The sequence below is a fragment of the Bacillus sp. PPSBB_2 genome, assembly GCF_045291115.1.
In the GTDB taxonomy this organism is placed as follows: Bacteria; Bacillota; Bacilli; order Bacillales; family Bacillaceae_G; genus Bacillus_A; species Bacillus_A cereus.
Genome location: NZ_CP147983.1, coordinates 1,405,604 through 1,423,273 on the forward strand (window position 1 = coordinate 1,405,604; position 17,670 = coordinate 1,423,273).

The following is a 17,670-nucleotide window of genomic DNA, read 5'->3' on the forward strand; positions in this document are numbered from 1 at the left end:
TCATTATATGGATAATTTATACGGTTGTCAACCTGTTAAAATATCTTCATTCGGATATTTTATTTTCAGGTTCTTTTTACGAGCAAATGAAAAAGCCAATGTTAAAGGACCCATTTTCCCGAAAAACATCATAAAGATAATAATAGCTTTTCCGATTATAGTTAAGTGGGGTGTTAAATTCATACTGAGGCCAACAGTCCCAAATGCTGAAAATACTTCGAAAGCACTCATCAATAGAGGAACTCGCTCAGTAATACTCAAAATTAAAATAGCAAAAAAGATAAATGAAATTGAAATAATAGTAATGGTTAATGATTTGACAATGAGAGTATCTTTAATGGATTTTTTAAATACGACAATATCCTCTTGTTGTTGTAAAAATTTAAATACGCCAAAAAATATGATTAAAAATGTTGTTAACTTAATCCCACCACCAGTTGAAGCGCTACCAGCACCAATAAACATAAGGAGCATCATTAATAGAAGAGAAGGTTTTGACAATGTAGAAATATCAACTGTATTAAACCCGGCAGTTCGCGTTGAAATTGCTTGGAAATAAGAGGCTAATCCTTCTTCAAATGGGGTAAAACCTCTCATAGAAAGGGAGTTATGGAACTCGAATATAAAAATAAAAAGGGTAGCAATAATGTTGACGATTAGAGTAGAAGAGAGCATAAGTTTTGAATGTAGTGTAAGGTTTTTAAAGTTTTTCTTTCTTTTTATGTCTACGATTACTGTAAAACCAATTCCACCTAAAATGATGAGAGAGGAAATGACGAGATTGACAAGAATGCTATGAGAATGGGACATTAAATTATCGCTCCACACAGAAAAGCCAGCATTGTTAAAGGCTGAGATTGAATGGAAAAAACTATAATAGATCCCTTTCATAACCCCATATTTTGGTACCCATTCAAAAGAAAGAATTATAGTAGCGATACATTCGACTGTAAAAGAGAATAAAAATAATGCTTTGGCAAGACGGATGATGCCGCCGATATTCGTTTGATTTAATGCTTGTTGCAGTAAAATCCGATTTTGAAGACCGATTTTTCTTCCGAGCATAATCGCAATTAAGACAGCAAAGCTCATAATGCCAAGCCCGCCAACTTGTATAAGCGTTAAAATGACACATTGTCCAAACAAAGTAAATACTTTTCCAGTATCTACAACACCAAGCCCAGTAACAGTACAAGCGGAAACGGTTGTAAATAAGGCATCGAGCCATGAAATGGACGTTGTCGTAGCAATGGGTAGTTTTAATAAACATGTGCCGACAACTGATAATACAAGAAAAGACAAAGTAAGAACGCGGGGAGGGCTCATGCTAATATTAATCCGTTTCATTTCACATATCGCTCCTTTCGTTTTGCTTTGATTAGTATGTGAAAAAGCACCATTATGTATGTTGAAAATAGAAAGAGGCAGAGAATATCTGCCTCTAAGCCATATGTTATATTATTATCCACGTAATTGTTGTTGAGCTAAAGCAACAAGACGTTTTGTTACTTCACCGCCAACTGAACCGTTAGAACGAGATGCTGTATTAGATCCTAAACTTACACCAAATTCTTGTGCAATTTCATATTTAAATTGTTCAAGTGCTTGTTCTGCACCTGGAACTAATAATTTGTTTGTTTTTACCATGTTGATACACATCCTTATGAGTAGTCCAGTTCAGCTAAGTTCTTATCTAAACTGGTAACGTTATTTTATGTGGAAACGACGTACTCATACGCGGAAGTAATCGGTGCGATTAGAAGTTCTTGGATAGAAAAAAGGGTAGCAAATTTGCTACTCTTTTTTTAGTATTGTCGCTGTTCCTTCCACGACAATATCATCTGATTGATTATATATGTTTGTTTGCAGCGTAATGATTTTTTTATCATCACGCTTCTTAATAACCTCTGCCACAACGCGAAGTGTATCACCGATTTTGACAGGGGCACGGAATGAAACATTTTGGGATAAATAAATCGTATTTTTGCCTGGGAGTTTCGTTCCAAGGATGGTAGAAATAAAACTCGAAACGAGCATACCGTGAGCAATACGTTCTTTAAACATTGTCGTTTTTGCAAAAGAATCTAAAATGTGAATAGGATTCACATCCCCAGTCAATTTTGCAAAATTGATAACATCTTCATCTGTAATTGTTTTTGTAAGGGATGCTTGATCACCGACTTGAATCTCATCATAACGAAGCTCCGGAACAGTTTGTGCTTCTTGAAATGGATTCATTTTGTCCTCCTTCTTTTCCATATCGAAAAATGTTAGCCATCTTGATGTAGTAGGAGGAAGAAAGAGTTTTGTTTGTGCTGCGGTTAGCTCCCACATTTTTCTTACTTGATGGAAGTAAATAGATTTTTTGAGTTTTCCTCGAACTTTTTTGCGAGTTCCAACTGTTTTGACTTGAACTCTTCCAAAAAACCCTCTAACTGTTTTTGAGCCTCTTCACGTTGTAATTGTTGTTGCTCAATAAATTGTTTTGTTGTTTCTTCAAATTGGCCGCTTGTTTGGGTAAGAATTGACAATGATGTTTTTGTAGGAGAAACAGTAAGCTGATGCATATGAGCAGAAAGTTCCTTCCATTTGTCCTGCCACTCGTTAATTTGATCATTTAAGGAGTTTCCAGTTAATTGTTTCACGTAATCTGTATATTGGTTATTGAACTGAGCAGTGAGTTGTTGTAGTTCTTTTTCTAGTTCATCTACTCCTGATGTTAATTTATGCAAAGCGTCTTGTTGTTGTTTTAATGTTTCTAAAGTAAGTTGCTCTAATTGCTTCCCAGCTGAAGAGAAAAGGGAAAGTGATTGAGACCAGTTTTTCCAAAATGCATCGACTAATTCGTATGGTTTAGTTTCCATTGTTTGACCCCCAAATGTTTTTTTGCATATTGTGAACGCAGATTACTCTGCTGTACCACCAGGTGAAGATGAAGAATCCGTTTCATCCTTTTCTGGAGAAGTAGAAAATGGAAAGAATGCATTGGTGTATAACGTGAAAAACGTTCGCAACATATTTTGATAATGTCCAAAAGAAGTCGCACATGTTGTTAAATATTGCTCTCCATATTCAGTTAAAGAATAAATTCTTTTTGCCGGCCCTCCATCGCTTGTATCCCAAGTAGAAGAAATAAGGTTTTCTTTTTCTAATTTGCGTAGTGTTCTATAAACATTACCTTGGTCAACAGAAGAAAAGCCGATATCCATTAGCATTTGAATAAGTTTGTAACCATGAAGACTCCAGTCTTTTAGACAGAGAAGTAAGAAGGGAACTAAGAAGTTTTTTGGCATGGAGTTTGGTTGTTTCGCTTGGTTGCTCTCCAAACTTTCGCGTTGTTCTGGTTCATTTTGTAGCATGATTGTGCATCACCTCATGAATCAGTTAGATGGAATTTTTTGCTTATAAGTGCAATTTACACCTATCTGTTTTTAAAGTCAACACATTTGTTAGAAAATAGAAAAAAATAAAATATAGACTTGAAGTTTTATTCAGAATATTAGAAAATAGTGAATAGGTTGAATTGTTTCAAAAACGAAAAAGGGAGTGTAGGTAAAGTGATTGATCAAAAATTCGATCCACTACAAGCATGGAAAAATGCTTATGAACAAACCGAAACATTTTGGGGAAAAGCGCTCAATGAAACAATTAAAACAGAAGAATATTCTGCTTGGATGGGCAGCGTTCTAGATTTGAATTTGTTTTATCAAAAAGCATTAAATGATACGACAAAAAACTATTTAGAACAAGTAAATGTTCCGACGAAAGAGGATATCGCAAGAGTGGCTACGCTTGTTATTAACTTAGAAAATAAAGTAGATAACATTGAGGAGTTTCTAGAGGAGAAAGTAGATTCTTTAGGGCAAGCTCCTACATTAAAGCGTGATGTAACGAAAGTAAAACAAGATATTCGTACGCTTGAAACAAAAGTAGATCAAATTTTAGAATTGCTAGAAAAGCAAAATGCAGTACTAACTAAACTACAAGTACCTGTAAAAGAAGAGGTAAAGCCTGCGAATAAACCAGAAAATAAAAAATGATAAAAGCGCTTGTTTATAACAGATAAAAGAGAGAGGGAGAATCTCTTTTCACGTATAAACAGCGAAACATAATTATATATGGACTCTATAGTATGAGTACCAAAATGATTCATAACAATCGTTCACAAATTCATTTAAGGGGGAAAAGAAATGGTTCAATTAAATGGAAAAGTAGCAATCGTAACAGGTGGAGCAAAAGGAATTGGAAAAGCAATTACAGTAGCATTAGCACAAGAGGGAGCGAAAGTAGTTATTAACTATAATAGCAGTAAAGAAGCAGCTGAAAATTTAGTAAATGAATTAGGAAAAGACGGACATGACGTTTATGCAGTGCAAGCGGATGTTTCTAAAGTAGAAGATGCAAACCGACTTGTAGAAGAAGCTGTGAATCATTTTGGTAAAGTTGATATTCTTGTTAATAATGCTGGTATTACAAGAGACCGTACATTCAAAAAGTTAAATCGTGAAGATTGGGAGCGCGTAATTGACGTGAATTTAAGCAGCGTATTTAATACGACAAGTGCGGTTCTTCCATACATAACGGAAGCAGAAGAAGGAAGAATTATTAGCATTTCTTCTATTATTGGTCAAGCAGGTGGATTTGGCCAAACAAACTACTCAGCAGCAAAAGCGGGGATGTTAGGATTTACAAAATCATTAGCGTTAGAACTTGCAAAAACAAATGTCACTGTAAATGCTATTTGCCCAGGATTTATTGATACTGAAATGGTAGCAGAAGTACCAGAAGAAGTACGTCAAAAAATCGTTGCAAAAATCCCGAAAAAACGTTTTGGTCAAGCTGATGAAATTGCAAAAGGTGTAGTATACCTATGCCGTGACGGTGCGTATATCACAGGTCAACAATTAAACATTAACGGCGGATTATATATGTAATGAAGTAAGAAAAAAGTGCATATCCATAGCAGGAATGCACTTCTTTTTTTTAAGAAGGAAATCGACCAAAAAGGAGATAGAAAAATGACTACATTCGCAACAGAATGGGAAAAGCAATTAGAGCTATACCCAGAAGAGTACCGAAAAGCATACCGCCGAGTGAAAAGGGCGAGTGAAATTTTATTACGTGAACCAGAGCCGCAAGTCGGATTAACGCCGAAAGAGGTTATTTGGACGAAGAATAAGACGAAGCTTTATCGCTACATTCCAAAACAAGAAAAAACACAAAGAGTTCCAATTCTGTTAATATATGCTCTTATTAATAAACCATATATTATGGATTTAACTCCTGGAAATAGTTTAGTGGAATATCTAGTGGATCGTGGTTTTGATGTATATATGCTTGATTGGGGCACATTTGGTTTAGAAGATAGTCATTTGAAATTTGATGATTTCGTGTTTGATTATATTGCAAAAGCAGTAAAAAAAGTAATGCGAACTGCAAAATCGGACGAGATTTCTTTACTTGGTTATTGCATGGGTGGAACGCTAACTTCTATTTATGCAGCGCTTCATCCGCACATGCCAATTCGTAATTTAATTTTCATGACAAGTCCTTTTGATTTCTCTGAAACAGGATTGTATGGTCCTTTATTAGATGAGAAATACTTCAATTTAGATAAAGCGGTTGATACATTTGGAAATATTCCGCCAGAAATGATTGATTTCGGAAACAAAATGTTAAAGCCAATTACGAACTTTGTTGGTCCATATGTTGCTCTAGTAGATCGTTCAGAGAATGAACGCTTCGTCGAAAGCTGGAGATTGGTTCAAAAGTGGGTTGGTGATGGTATTCCGTTCCCAGGTGAATCATACAGACAGTGGATTCGTGATTTTTATCAAAATAATAAATTGGTTAAGGGTGAACTCGTTATTCGCGGACAAAAGGTAGATCTTGCAAATATTAAGGCGAATGTCTTAAATATTTCCGGGAAACGTGATCATATCGCTTTGCCATGTCAAGTAGAAGCATTACTAGACCATATTTCTAGCACAGATAAACAATATGTATGTTTACCGACAGGGCATATGTCTATCGTTTACGGTGGAACAGCTGTAAAACAAACATATCCGACGATTGGAAATTGGCTTGAAGAGCGTTCTAATTAAAAATAAAAAATCCAACTAGCCTATGTTAGTTGGATTTTTTTATGAAAAATAACAAAACATAGAAAGGAGAAATTTATATTTTAGGAGTATAATTATGAAACTTATGATGGGTAAGTTGTTTTGGAATACAGGAGTTTCTGTACCTTGTTATCCACTGTTAGAAAATGATATGATATGTGATGTGCTCGTAGTCGGAAGTGGCGAAGCCGGTGCTCATATAGCGCATTCGTTAGCGAAAATTGGCATGAGTGTTACACTTATTGAAAAAAGAGTAATTGCATGTGGTAGCACAGCTGCTAATACAGGTTTACTACAATTTCTTCATGATAAATCGTTAACCTCTCTTATCCATACATTGGGTAAAGAAAAAGGGGTACGAGCATATAAGCTTTGTTATGAAGCGCTAAGAACAATGGAAGAGGTTATACCGACTCTTGATATTAATCCCCATTTTATTCCGCGACATAGTTTATATTATGCAAGTAAAAGTGAGGATGTCTCATTTTTACAAGAGGAATATAATACGTTACAGAATTATGGATTTCCAGTTGAATATTTTACAGAAGCTGATATTAAGAAACGTTATCCTTTCATAAAACAAGCGGCATTATATACACACGGTGATGCCGAGGTGAATCCGTATTTATTAGCGCACAGTCTTTTGCATAAAGCAAATCAAATGGGAGCTAATATATATGAACATACAGAGGAAATACATATAAAAAAACGCAAAAATGATTTAATTTGTTACACGAAAACAGGAAATCAAATTGTAGCAAAGAATATTATTATGGCGACAGGTTATGAAGCGCTTTTTGGAAAGAAAGAAAGAAAAAATACAACAGTAGACACCTCTTATGCAATTGTAACAAATGAAATAGATCAGTTTGAAGGCTGGCATGAGCGATCGTTAATTTGGGAAACGGCACGGCCCTACTTATATTTTCGAACGTATCGAAACCGCATTATTGTAGGCGGATTAGATGAAGCGCTGCAAATTCAAACAATTGGTGATACGAAATTATTGCATAAGCGTGATATCCTTATTAATATTGTAAAAGAGATGTTCCCGCAGTATAAAAATATACAGGCAGACTACTATTGGGCAGCCGCATTTGGTGGTACTCATGATGGTCTCCCCATTTTAAAAGAAGACGAAAAGATACATAATTTGTTTTACGCATTGCCGTATGGAGGTAATGGAACTGTATATGGAATGGTCTTTGCTAAATTATTTGAGCAGTTATTTACAAATAAAGAAAGTAAAGATTTTTCTTTATTTAATCGATAGAAAAAAGGTAGCGAAGTGATGGAATGAGAGATATAAAAAAGTTTTTACAAAAATTACGTCCTGTACAACTCATCGTCTTGTTTTATTTATTAGCGGTAGTTGTATCGGTGATATTGCTTAGTTTACCGTTTGTTACGAAGCCTGGTGTGAAATGGACATTTATAGATGCGCTTTTTACATCGGTTAGTGCGGTAAGCGTTACGGGACTGTCTGTTATTACGATTTCAGATACGTTTACTACAGCAGGAATTATTGTTTTAGCCCTTATTCTACAATTAGGCGGCTTAGGAATTATGGCGTTAGGTACATTCGTTTGGATTATAACAGGAAAAAAGATTGGTTTGCAAAGAAGAAGATTAATTATGGCAGACCATAATCAAGGGAATTTATCGGGTCTTGTAGAATTGATGCGTTCTATTTTGATTGTAATTATTTCAATAGAACTTATTGGAGCAATCCTATTAGGTACAAGATTTTTACTTTACTTTCCGACTTGGCAAGAAGCTTATTTTCACGGTTTCTTTGCAGCTGTTAGTGCGACTACGAACGGCGGATTTGATTTAACAGGACAATCATTAATTCCGTATAAAAAAGATTATATTGTTCAAATGATTCATATGTTACTAATTATTTTGGGAGCGATTGGTTTCCCTGTGCTAATGGAAGTGAAACAATTCCTTAGTAAAAGGAGACAACAATTATTCCGTTTTTCATTATTTACAAAATTGACGACAACAACATTTTTTGCACTCGTTGTTGTTGGTACAATTATGATTTTTTTACTGGAGAGAAATCATTTTTTAGTAGGAAAGTCATGGCATGAAACTGTCTTTTATACATTATTCCAATCTGTGACGACGCGAAGTGGTGGACTTGCTACGATGGATATACGTGAATTGTCACAACCGACGCTTTTATTTATGAGTATATTAATGTTTATAGGGGCATCTCCAAGTTCGGTTGGGGGCGGAATACGTACAACAACATTTGCTGTTAGTATATTGTCACTATACACCTTTGCAAGGGGCGGTAGAACAGTTAGAGTCTTCAAACGTCAGCTACATGAAGAGGATGTACTGAAAGCATCTGTCGTTATGACGATGGGGATTTTGTTATGTGCTACTGCGCTATTCATTTTATCTATTACGGAAAATGTACCGCTTATGAGCTTAATTGTTGAAGTTTGTTCGGCTTTCGGAACGACGGGACTATCAACAGGTGTTACGCCTGATTTAACAACTGTTGGGAAACTTGTACTTATTGTGCTTATGTTTATCGGACGCGTTGGCATTTTAACATTTATTTTAGCTAGTGGTGGAAGGGAACAACCACCTCGCTATAAATACCCGAAAGAGCGGATTATTATTGGATAGTATGAAACCATTCTACCTACGTTAGGTAGAATGGTTTTTTAGTCGTTAATGCCAAATTGTGGATGCATAAAAGCTTCATTTTTATTATCCGCTTCGTTTTTTAGCAATTCTTGATTTTCTTCTGAAATCCAGCCAATATCATTTGTAGGATGGATCCACTCATCGCCAGCCATAATGGCAGGATCTACTTCATCACTCCAATTGTTAAGCGGACTGTTCTCGGAATTATATTTACTGTCTCCAATTACAACATCATATTGATTCACAAAAGGTTGTTGCATCGTTTTTCCTGTTCCTTTAAAAGATGGAAAATTCATTTGATGCGGGAGCGTTTCGTCTAAAATCGGTGATTGAATCTTTTCTTTTTTCTTCAAAATCATCGCTCCTTTTTATAATGGTTTCTTCATATGTAGTATTTCCATCGAACGCCTCTTATGTACTTGTTAACACTTGCCAGTAATAATTATTTTAAGTTGTTTCAAAATAGAGTAGAAAGTGATTTCTTGAGAGCAGGTGAATGTATTGGTAAAAAGAAAAGTGAAACAAAATGCGGCAATCAATAATAATAAAACTCCGAAAGAAAGCTTACCAGATGCAGAATTTGCATTAGAGTATGAAGGAGAAAATAGCGCAAAGTATGCTAATCGTAATTCAAAAAAAGGGAAACAAAAATGAGGCGTTTTTTACAAACGCCTCATTTTTTTGTGGGATTATAAAGGTTTTTTTAATTATTTGTAAATTTAGTGTTTTCTATTAGCAGAAAAATGCGAAAAAACATAGAAGTAGCAACGTATTACACAAAAACAAACAACAAACAAAAGATTAATGTTGGTTTAATACTGCTTTTACACTAGTTGTTTATATTTGAGTTGTACATAAGATTTGTAAAAGGAGAGAGAAACAGTGAAAAAAACAATCTTTAAAGCTGTAGCGACTGGAATGGTATTTTCGTTATTAATGGGGTGTGGTGCAAAGAAAGAAGAAAGTGCTGGAGCGAAAGTGAAAGATGACAAATTATCTGGATCATTAACTGTTTACACAGCCATTGAAGAAGAGCTTGTACCAATTTATCTTGATTCCTTTAAAAAGAAATATCCTGATGTGAAATTGAACATTGTACGTGATTCAACAGGAGTTATTACTGCGAAATTACTAGCTGAAGGGAAAAATACACAAGCAGATGTTGTATGGGGAACTGCGGCATCAAGTCTATTAGCTTTAGATAAAAAAGATATGTTAAAAGGATACTCTCCAAAAGGAGCAGATCGTGTTCTTCCACAATTTAAAGATGATAAGCAACCTGAAAAATGGGTAGGAAATACTGCATTTATGACGGGGATTGCTGTAAATAAAGAAGAGTTAAAGAAGAAAAATTTACCGATGCCAGAATCATATGAAGATTTAACGAAACCAGAGTATAAAGGAACACTTGTTATGCCACATCCAGCATCATCTGGAACAGGATTTTTAACAGTTTCTGCATGGCTACAAATTATGGGTGAAGATAAAGGCTGGGATTACATGAAGAAACTTCATGATAATATGGCAAGTTATACGCATTCAGGTTCAAAACCAGCGAAATTAGCAGGAGCAGGTGAATATCCAGTCGGTGTATCAATGGTTTATAGTGCTTTAAAAGAGAAACAAAAAGGTGCACCAGTTGAAGTTGTACTGCCGAAAGAAGGATTAGGATGGGAAGTAGAAGCGAACGCACTTATTAAGAAAGATAATGCGAAAAATGATAAATTAGCGCAAGCATTTTTAGATTGGGCAATTACTGATGATGTAATGAAGTTATACTTTGAGAAAAATGGATTTGCGACAATTAAAAATGACTATAAACTTCCAGAGGGATTCCCGAAAGATGTTACGGAAAAATTATATAAAAAGAATGACTTTAAATGGGCAGCAGAAAATCGTGACAAAATTTTAGAAAAATGGGAAAAAGAGTTTGGCCAAAAAGCAGAACCGAAAAAGTAAGTGAGTGGGAGAGAGAAAAATGAGCGAATATGTATCAATTCAACACATTCAAAAACAGTTTGATGCATTTACAGCGTTAAAAGATATTTCTTTTACTGTGAAAAAAAATGAGTTTGTTTGTTTATTAGGCCCAAGTGGCTGTGGGAAAACGACGTTGCTTCGCATTTTAGCGGGACTAGAGGAACCAACGACTGGCAGTATAGCTGTGAATGGAAAAGATATTACAGCATTGCCTCCTGGAAAGAGAAACTTCGGAATGGTTTTCCAATCGTATGCTTTATTTCCGAATTTAACAGCACTTGAAAATATTGAATACGGCTTAAAGACAAAAAAATATGGGAAAGCAGAAGTGAAAGAGAAAGCGCTAGATGCGTTAAAACTTGTAGATTTGCTGAATGTAAAAGATAAATATCCTGCTCAAATGTCTGGTGGACAACAGCAGCGAGTAGCACTTGCACGTGCGCTCGCTCTGTCTCCAGATATTTTGTTACTCGATGAGCCGTTATCAGCTTTAGATGCAAAAGTGCGTGAAAAATTACGTAGGGAAATGCGTGATTTGCAAGAGAAAATAGGAGTAACGACGATTATGGTAACGCATGATCAAGAAGAGGCATTAACGATGGCTGATAAAATTGTTGTAATGAATCATGCGGAAATTATGCAGATTGGAACACCAGAGGAGATTTATCAAAGACCAGCCAATCCGTTTGTGGCAGATTTTATTGGTTCTATTAATTTCTTTTCGAAAAATAACGAAGAACATGCAATTCGTCCTGAACATGTAACAATTGTACAAAAGGACGGTATTAAATCAGTTGTGGAAAGTATGGAATTTCGCGGATCTGTATATCGGACGGAAGTGCGAGTCTTAGAAGAAAACACACACCTTTATAATGAGAAAATTGTAGTGGATATATTAGCATCAGAAGTAGAAGCAACGGCTATTAGAAAAGGAAAGCCGATTCAAATCTCTTTCTCAGAAAATCATATGTTGTCATATGGAAAGAAGGTCATTGTATAGATGGAGATGTTAGAAAACTATAAGGTAGAAAGTACGAAAAAAAAGATTAAGAGAAGTATAGGGAAAGAGGAATGGATCCAAAGGCTCGTAATTATCGGTATGATTTTTTCTTTCCTTATCATACTTGTATTACCGCTATTACAACTATTTACACAAGCTTTTTATAATAAAGATGGAGTTTTCGTTGGTTTATCGAATTTCAGTAAATATTTCACAACACCAACTTTAGTTCAGTCTTTACAAAATACAGTATGGATTTCGGGCGCAACAACAATTATTTCAGTTGCAATCGCATTCGTTTACGCATATGCAATTGCCCGTACGAATGTTTTTGGAAAGCGTGTATTTCAGTATGTAGCGTTATTACCATTGTTTGCACCAACGATGATGCACGGTATAGCACTTACATATTTATTTGGTAATCAAGGGCTAGTAACGAAAGGAATGTTTGGTTTATTTGAAGGTATACAAATCCCTTTATATGGACCAGTAGGAATTGTAATAGCTGAAGTTATGTATACATTTCCGCAAGCCTTTCTCATATTGCTAATTGCCTTTCAAGGATCTGATTATCGTTTATATGAAGCTTCTAATATGTTAGGAGCCAGTAAAACAAAGCAATTTTTCACGGTTACTTTACCTAGTGTAAAGTACGGATTAATTAGTGCAATGTTTGTTGTGTTTACACTTAGTTTTACTGATTTTGGGGCACCAAAAATTGTTGGTGGGCAATATAATGTGCTTGCTACTGACGTATACAAACAAGTAATTGGACAGCAAAATATGCCGATGGGTGCAACTGTCGGAATGATTTTATTAATCCCAGCTATATTCGCATTTGTAGTTGATCGTATTACGCAAAGAAAGCAGGCGAATTTCTTATCTTCAAAAGCAGTACCATACAGAATAATAGCTAATAAGAAAAGAGATGTAATCTCATTCATATATTGTAGTGTGATTACCCTTATGATCATTCTATTATTTGTTGCAGTTGGTATTGCTGCAAGTGTGAAAGTATGGCCATATAATATGAGTTTTACATTTGAGCATTTTAATTTTTCAAGTTTAACAGGAGATGGACTTGAAGCATTTAAAAATAGCGTAATTGTTTCAGCAGTTACAGCAGTTATTGGGGCGATCTTAACATTTGTATTCGCATATGCAATTGAGAAAATAGACCAGCTACAATTTTTTAGAAAAACAGGTTACTTTTTCTCTATAGTGCCGTTAGCGATACCAGGTTTAGTACTCGGATTAGGATATGTCTTTTTCTTTAGTCAACCAACGATTCAAATTCTTGGACTATCAGTAACGAATCCGTTTCATTCTTTATACGGAACAATCGCTGTATTAGTACTAGTAAATATCATTCATTTTTATTCTGTAACATTTGTCACGGCAACGACTGCCTTAAAGAAATTAGACCGAGAGTTTGAGCTTGTTTCGCAGTCGATGGGTATTCCGTTTTATAAAACATTCTTCCGAGTAACAGTACCAATGTGTTTACCAGCAATTTTAGAAATGGTAATGTACTACTTCGTAAATTCAATGGTAACTGTATCGGCAGTTGTGTTCCTATATGCAGCTGATTTTAAACTAGCTGCCGTATCAATCGTAAATATGGATGATGCAGGAAATGTAGCGCCAGCAGCTGCAATGAGTGTACTTATTGTTGTTACAAATATTGTAGTGAGAGTTGTATATGAATGGGGAACGAAAGCACTTCGTAACCGAACTTCACAATGGCAAAAAAGATAAGTAAGAAGGGTGATGGACAGAATGAAAATTGAAGCAGTTATTTTTGATTGGGCAGGTACGACGGTTGATTACGGATGCTTTGCACCGCTAGAAGTATTCATGAAGATTTTTCATAAACGGGGCGTTGAAATTACAGCAGAAGAAGCACGTAAGCCAATGGGATTATTAAAAATAGATCATGTAAGGGCACTAACAGAAATGCCTCGTATTGCGGATGAGTGGAAGCGTGTCTTCGGTCAATTACCAACAGAAGCAGACATTCATGAGATGTATGAAGAGTTTGAAGAAATTCTCTTTTCTATTTTACCAAGTTATGCTACGCCGATTGATGGGGTAAAAGAAGTAATCGCTTCTTTACGTGAGAGAGGCATTAAAATCGGTTCAACAACGGGCTATACGAGAGAAATGATGGAAATTGTAGCAAAGGAAGCAGTGTTACAAGGATATAAACCTGATTTTCTTGTTACGCCAGATGATGTTCCAGCAGGCCGTCCATATCCATGGATGTGCTATAAAAATGCAATGGAACTTGGTGTGTATCCGATGAACCATATGATAAAAGTAGGGGACACAGTATCAGATATGAAAGAAGGTAGAAATGCTGGAATGTGGACAGTTGGTGTAATTCTTGGAAGTAGTGAGCTTGGTTTAACGGAAGAGGAAGTGGAGAGTATGGATTCGGTAGAGCTTCGTGAAAAAATAGAAATAGTTCGTAATCGGTTTGTTGAAAATGGGGCTCATTTTACGATTGAAACGATGCAGGAGCTCGAAAACGTAATGGAACATATCGAGAAACAAGAACTTATTATTTCATAAAAGGGGCACGGGATCATGAATGAAAATCACTACTTATTATTAACACCAGGACCATTAACGACAACAAAATCAGTAAAAGAAGTTATGCTATACGATTGGTGTACGTGGGATGATGAATATAATACGATGGTGCAAGAAGTAAGAGCTAAACTTGTATCGTTAGCGACGAAGGAAGAAGAGAAATATACAACAGTGTTAATGCAAGGAAGCGGTACGTTTTCAGTTGAAGCAGTAATTGGTTCTGTTATTCCGGCAAATGGGAAGCTTCTCGTTTGTACAAATGGTGCGTACGGTAAGCGAATTGTGCAAATGGCAGAGATGTTACAGATTGATGTAGTGATCAGTCAAACAGAAGAGTGGGAACCTACTAATATTGTAGAAGTAGAAAAGTTATTGCAAGAAGATAAAGAGATTACGCATATTGCAGTTGTTCATTGTGAAACAACGACAGGAATTATAAATCCAATTGTAGATGTATGTAAATTAGGACAACAGTATGGAAAGGTTACAATTGTTGATGCGATGAGTAGTTTCGGTGGGATTGAAATAGACATTGCTGATTTACAAATTGATTTTTTAATTAGTAGTGCAAATAAGTGTATTCAAGGGGTTCCTGGATTCGGATTTGTAATCGCAAAACGTGATGAATTATTGAAGTGTAAAGGGCAAGGACGCTCTTTATCTCTTGATTTATATGATCAGTGGGAAACGATGGAAAAACAAAATGGGAAATGGCGTTTTACTTCGCCTACACATGTTGTACATGCTTTTTATCAAGCGCTACTTGAGCTAGAAAAAGAAGGTGGAGTAAGAGCGCGTTACAATCGATATTACAACAATCAAAAACTACTAGTGAATAGAATGGGAGAAATCGGATTTAAGCCACTAGTAGATAAGAAATATCAATCTCCTATTATTACATCTTTCATTTATCCAAAAGAGGGGTTTGAGTTTCAACAGTTATATAACGAATTAAAGCGTTATGGATTTGTTATTTACCCTGGGAAAATTTCGAAAGTAGATACGTTCCGCATTGGAAATATCGGTGATGTACATGAAGAAGATATTAATCGCTTAGTTGATTGTATGGCTAAAGGAGCTGTTATTGGGTGAAAGTATTTTGCTTAGGTGGAGCAGGTAAAATTTGTCGTGAAGCTATTTTGGATTTAGTTCAATTTTCATCTTTTGAGACGATTACTGTAGCCGATTTTAACGAGGAAGAGGGCCGTAAAGTAGTAGAATGGCTCAACGATCCTCGTGTTGATTTTGTAAAAGTAGATGTAACGAATCACGAGGATACGGTTGCAAAAATGAAAGGTTATGACATTGTAATGGACGGTACGACGATAAAGCTAAACGGATTGTCGACTCGCTGTATTGCAGAAGCAGGCTGTCACGGTGTGAACTTAAATGGATTTGGTGAAGAAAATGAATCGCATGCTATATTTGTTCAAAATGAAAAAACATGTTTACCTGGATTTGGCATGACGCCAGGTGTAACGCAAATGATGGCAATGCATGCAGCAAATCAACTGGATACTGTAGAGTCCGTCCGTGTAAGTCACGGTTCGTATCGTCCGATTGCTTTTTCTGCTTCAATTACAGAGACAACGACATATGAATATGATCCACATTTATCATCGCGTATAGTGTATGAAGATGGTGAATTTAAGCAAGTACTTCCGTTTGCGCGTCCGAGAGAAATAGAATTGCCAGCGCCTTATGGTAAGGCAACACAGTATATCATTCCGCATTCTGAAACGATTACGTTAGCAAAGGCACTAGAAAATAAAGGTGTCAAACTGATAGAGACGAGAGGAACTTGGCCAAAGCAAAATATGCAACTTGTACGTGCTTTATATGATTACGGCATATTGCGTAATGATCAGATTGAAATAAACGGGAAAGAAATAGGAATTATGGATTGTATTTCGCAGTATTTATTGCAACCGAAAGAAGGTCAAGAAACAGAGCTTTATGGTTATGCACTTCATGTAGAAGTAATAGGTATGAAAAATAATGAGAAGCAAAGACATGTGTTATATCATACACATCCGTTATCTGATGGTTCTGTTGTAGGATGGGAAAAATTAAGAGCGTATACGAGAAACGTCGGTATTCCATTTGGGGTTGCTACAGAGTTAATTGCAAATGGAAATGTAAATAGGGTGGGTGTTGTTACGCCTGAAGAAGCCTTTGAAAATCCACAATTGATTTTTGATGAGCTAGCAAAGCGCGGTATTCATATTCATGAAGAAGTTTCTACTTATAAAGAAAATTATAACTTTGTATAAGTAAGGAAGTTTATAAGGGAGATATAAATGAGGTGAAGCTATGTCTGTAGTAGGAGAAGAAAGAAAGCGAACCATTCTTGAAAAGGTAGAATTTAAAGGGAAAGTAAAGGTCTCAGAATTAGCGAGAGAATTTGCTGTATCAACAGAAACGATTCGTCGATATTTAGAAGAATTAGATCGTGAAAAGAAGCTGAAAAAAGTGTATGGTGGAGCTGTTCAACTTCCAGGCGCTGGAGTAGAGGCACCAATGTTAGAAAGAGAAATGCTACATATAGAAGAGAAGAAAAGAATTGGTTATAAAGCAGCGACATTTGTAGAAGATGGTGATGTCATTGCAATTGATGATGGAAGTACACCGCTTCAGATGGTTCCATACCTTGTTCATCGTAAGAACTTAACAATTGTAACAAGTTCATTTCCAGTCGCAACACAATTAATTTCTTCTATTAATAAAAAGATGTTTCATGGTGAAGTTTTATTTATAGGTGGAAAAGTATCTCCAAAGCATTCGCGTGTATCAGGGTCTATTTCTCAGCAAGTCATACAGCAATTCCATTTTCATAAAGCGTTTGTTTCGATTGATGGGTTATTACCTAGTTTTGGAGTTTCCAGCTTTGAATTAGAGAAAGCGAAATTGTCAGAGGCGATGATGAAATTAGCTGAGAAAACATATATTTTATGTGATCATACGAAGGTAGGCGTGAAAGGGAATTATCGTATAGCAGCAATTTCGCGTATTCAACACGTAATTTGTGATAAAAAAATGCCATATAGCTTTGAAGAAGAACTTATGAAGCATAATATTCAGTGGACAGTTTGTTAAATACAGTGAAAGCACATAAACTCCCACCTAATTTTTAGGAGGGAGTTTTATTATCTGTAAATCGTAAAATAAAAGATTTGCAGTTATGCAAAAAGTGGACACATTTTCTCACCTCTTTCATATAATTTACCAATACAAAAAAAGTTGGTCGAAGGAAAGAAGGGAGAACATGTCAGAACGAATATATAATAAACTTGTATTGTACGCGAA

Annotated in this window: 19 protein-coding genes; 13 read left to right on the forward strand and 6 right to left on the reverse strand. The window is 35.7% G+C overall.

The window, feature by feature from the left end; translation table 11 throughout:
• Positions 1-27: 27 nt before the first annotated feature.
• The 5 genes from V6946_RS06995 to phaQ form a co-directional block, all read right to left on the reverse strand.
• Complete coding sequence (locus V6946_RS06995; protein ID WP_000822361.1) at positions 28-1,347, reverse strand: TrkH family potassium uptake protein; 1,320 nt, start codon at positions 1,345-1,347, stop codon at positions 28-30.
• A gap of 114 nt (positions 1,348-1,461) precedes the next feature.
• On the reverse strand, positions 1,462-1,647 hold the full coding sequence (locus V6946_RS07000; RefSeq protein WP_000241212.1) for an alpha/beta-type small acid-soluble spore protein: 186 nt from the start codon (positions 1,645-1,647) through the stop codon (positions 1,462-1,464).
• A 147-nt stretch (positions 1,648-1,794) separates the two neighbouring features.
• Positions 1,795-2,238, reverse strand: coding sequence for a MaoC family dehydratase (locus V6946_RS07005; protein WP_001067916.1), 444 nt, complete (start codon positions 2,236-2,238; stop codon positions 1,795-1,797).
• 101 nt (positions 2,239-2,339) lie between these two features.
• The gene (gene phaP / locus V6946_RS07010) at positions 2,340-2,864 is read right to left on the reverse strand and encodes a polyhydroxyalkanoic acid inclusion protein PhaP (RefSeq protein ID WP_000448594.1); all 525 of its coding nucleotides are present in this window, start codon (positions 2,862-2,864) and stop codon (positions 2,340-2,342) included.
• Between the two features lie 42 nt (positions 2,865-2,906).
• The gene (gene phaQ, locus V6946_RS07015; RefSeq protein ID WP_366981419.1) at positions 2,907-3,359 is read right to left on the reverse strand and encodes a poly-beta-hydroxybutyrate-responsive repressor; all 453 of its coding nucleotides are present in this window, start codon (positions 3,357-3,359) and stop codon (positions 2,907-2,909) included.
• A 198-nt stretch (positions 3,360-3,557) separates the two neighbouring features.
• Between phaQ and phaR the strand changes: the two genes are divergently transcribed.
• The 5 genes from phaR to V6946_RS07040 all read left to right on the forward strand — a co-directional run bounded on the left by phaR (position 3,558) and on the right by V6946_RS07040 (position 8,768).
• A complete protein-coding gene (gene phaR, locus V6946_RS07020; RefSeq protein ID WP_006917737.1) occupies positions 3,558-4,040 on the forward strand; it encodes a polyhydroxyalkanoic acid synthase subunit PhaR in 483 nt (160 codons plus the stop codon).
• Between the two features lie 150 nt (positions 4,041-4,190).
• Positions 4,191-4,934: an acetoacetyl-CoA reductase gene (locus V6946_RS07025; protein WP_000250407.1), complete on the forward strand. Its 744-nt coding sequence runs from the start codon at positions 4,191-4,193 to the stop codon at positions 4,932-4,934.
• 84 nt (positions 4,935-5,018) lie between these two features.
• Complete coding sequence (gene phaC, locus V6946_RS07030) at positions 5,019-6,104, forward strand: class III poly(R)-hydroxyalkanoic acid synthase subunit PhaC (RefSeq protein ID WP_000206336.1); 1,086 nt, start codon at positions 5,019-5,021, stop codon at positions 6,102-6,104.
• A 94-nt stretch (positions 6,105-6,198) separates the two neighbouring features.
• Entirely contained in the window at positions 6,199-7,395 is a 1,197-nt protein-coding gene (locus tag V6946_RS07035) for an NAD(P)/FAD-dependent oxidoreductase (protein ID WP_406622277.1), read from the forward strand.
• A 23-nt stretch (positions 7,396-7,418) separates the two neighbouring features.
• Positions 7,419-8,768 carry a TrkH family potassium uptake protein gene (locus V6946_RS07040; protein WP_001204707.1) on the forward strand — a complete coding sequence of 450 codons (1,350 nt, stop codon included), beginning with the start codon at positions 7,419-7,421 and terminating at the stop codon, positions 8,766-8,768.
• A gap of 38 nt (positions 8,769-8,806) precedes the next feature.
• Here V6946_RS07040 and V6946_RS07045 read toward each other — a convergent pair whose 3' ends face one another.
• Complete coding sequence (locus V6946_RS07045; RefSeq protein ID WP_000726024.1) at positions 8,807-9,142, reverse strand: DUF3905 domain-containing protein; 336 nt, start codon at positions 9,140-9,142, stop codon at positions 8,807-8,809.
• Between the two features lie 148 nt (positions 9,143-9,290).
• Between V6946_RS07045 and V6946_RS07050 the strand changes: the two genes are divergently transcribed.
• The 8 genes from V6946_RS07050 to V6946_RS07085 all read left to right on the forward strand — a co-directional run bounded on the left by V6946_RS07050 (position 9,291) and on the right by V6946_RS07085 (position 17,460).
• Positions 9,291-9,443, forward strand: a complete 153-nt coding sequence (locus V6946_RS07050) for a hypothetical protein (RefSeq protein ID WP_000240799.1) — start codon at positions 9,291-9,293, stop codon at positions 9,441-9,443.
• Between the two features lie 228 nt (positions 9,444-9,671).
• On the forward strand, positions 9,672-10,748 hold the full coding sequence (locus V6946_RS07055) for a putative 2-aminoethylphosphonate ABC transporter substrate-binding protein (RefSeq protein WP_000750893.1): 1,077 nt from the start codon (positions 9,672-9,674) through the stop codon (positions 10,746-10,748).
• A 19-nt stretch (positions 10,749-10,767) separates the two neighbouring features.
• Positions 10,768-11,769: a putative 2-aminoethylphosphonate ABC transporter ATP-binding protein gene (locus V6946_RS07060; protein WP_366981421.1), complete on the forward strand. Its 1,002-nt coding sequence runs from the start codon at positions 10,768-10,770 to the stop codon at positions 11,767-11,769.
• Complete coding sequence (locus tag V6946_RS07065) at positions 11,770-13,527, forward strand: putative 2-aminoethylphosphonate ABC transporter permease subunit (protein ID WP_006917744.1); 1,758 nt, start codon at positions 11,770-11,772, stop codon at positions 13,525-13,527.
• Between the two features lie 21 nt (positions 13,528-13,548).
• Complete coding sequence (gene phnX / locus V6946_RS07070) at positions 13,549-14,343, forward strand: phosphonoacetaldehyde hydrolase (RefSeq protein WP_006917745.1); 795 nt, start codon at positions 13,549-13,551, stop codon at positions 14,341-14,343.
• A 15-nt stretch (positions 14,344-14,358) separates the two neighbouring features.
• Entirely contained in the window at positions 14,359-15,456 is a 1,098-nt protein-coding gene (gene phnW, locus V6946_RS07075) for a 2-aminoethylphosphonate--pyruvate transaminase (protein ID WP_001004775.1), read from the forward strand.
• Positions 15,453-16,637, forward strand: a complete 1,185-nt coding sequence (locus tag V6946_RS07080) for a saccharopine dehydrogenase C-terminal domain-containing protein (protein WP_366982299.1) — start codon at positions 15,453-15,455, stop codon at positions 16,635-16,637. The genes phnW and V6946_RS07080 overlap by 4 nt, the downstream gene beginning before the upstream one ends.
• A gap of 40 nt (positions 16,638-16,677) precedes the next feature.
• Positions 16,678-17,460 carry a DeoR/GlpR family DNA-binding transcription regulator gene (locus V6946_RS07085; RefSeq protein ID WP_000117668.1) on the forward strand — a complete coding sequence of 261 codons (783 nt, stop codon included), beginning with the start codon at positions 16,678-16,680 and terminating at the stop codon, positions 17,458-17,460.
• Positions 17,461-17,670 lie beyond the last annotated feature (210 nt).

Bases quoted from the DNA above. Each gene is read 5' to 3' on its own strand.
- V6946_RS07040 (WP_001204707.1), top strand. From the start codon at position 7,419: ATGAGAGATATAAAAAAGTTTTTACAAAAATTACGTCCTGTACAACTC.
- phnW (WP_001004775.1), top strand. From the start codon at position 14,359: ATGAATGAAAATCACTACTTATTATTAACACCAGGACCATTAACGACA.
- V6946_RS07025 (WP_000250407.1), top strand. From the start codon at position 4,191: ATGGTTCAATTAAATGGAAAAGTAGCAATCGTAACAGGTGGAGCAAAA.
- V6946_RS07000 (WP_000241212.1), bottom strand. From the start codon at position 1,647: ATGGTAAAAACAAACAAATTATTAGTTCCAGGTGCAGAACAAGCACTT.
- V6946_RS07085 (WP_000117668.1), top strand. From the start codon at position 16,678: ATGTCTGTAGTAGGAGAAGAAAGAAAGCGAACCATTCTTGAAAAGGTA.
- phaQ (WP_366981419.1), bottom strand. From the start codon at position 3,359: ATGCTACAAAATGAACCAGAACAACGCGAAAGTTTGGAGAGCAACCAA.
- V6946_RS06995 (WP_000822361.1), bottom strand. From the start codon at position 1,347: ATGAAACGGATTAATATTAGCATGAGCCCTCCCCGCGTTCTTACTTTG.
- V6946_RS07065 (WP_006917744.1), top strand. From the start codon at position 11,770: ATGGAGATGTTAGAAAACTATAAGGTAGAAAGTACGAAAAAAAAGATT.
- phaP (WP_000448594.1), bottom strand. From the start codon at position 2,864: ATGGAAACTAAACCATACGAATTAGTCGATGCATTTTGGAAAAACTGG.
- V6946_RS07005 (WP_001067916.1), bottom strand. From the start codon at position 2,238: ATGAATCCATTTCAAGAAGCACAAACTGTTCCGGAGCTTCGTTATGAT.
- V6946_RS07060 (WP_366981421.1), top strand. From the start codon at position 10,768: ATGAGCGAATATGTATCAATTCAACACATTCAAAAACAGTTTGATGCA.
- V6946_RS07035 (WP_406622277.1), top strand. From the start codon at position 6,199: ATGAAACTTATGATGGGTAAGTTGTTTTGGAATACAGGAGTTTCTGTA.
- phnX (WP_006917745.1), top strand. From the start codon at position 13,549: ATGAAAATTGAAGCAGTTATTTTTGATTGGGCAGGTACGACGGTTGAT.
- phaC (WP_000206336.1), top strand. From the start codon at position 5,019: ATGACTACATTCGCAACAGAATGGGAAAAGCAATTAGAGCTATACCCA.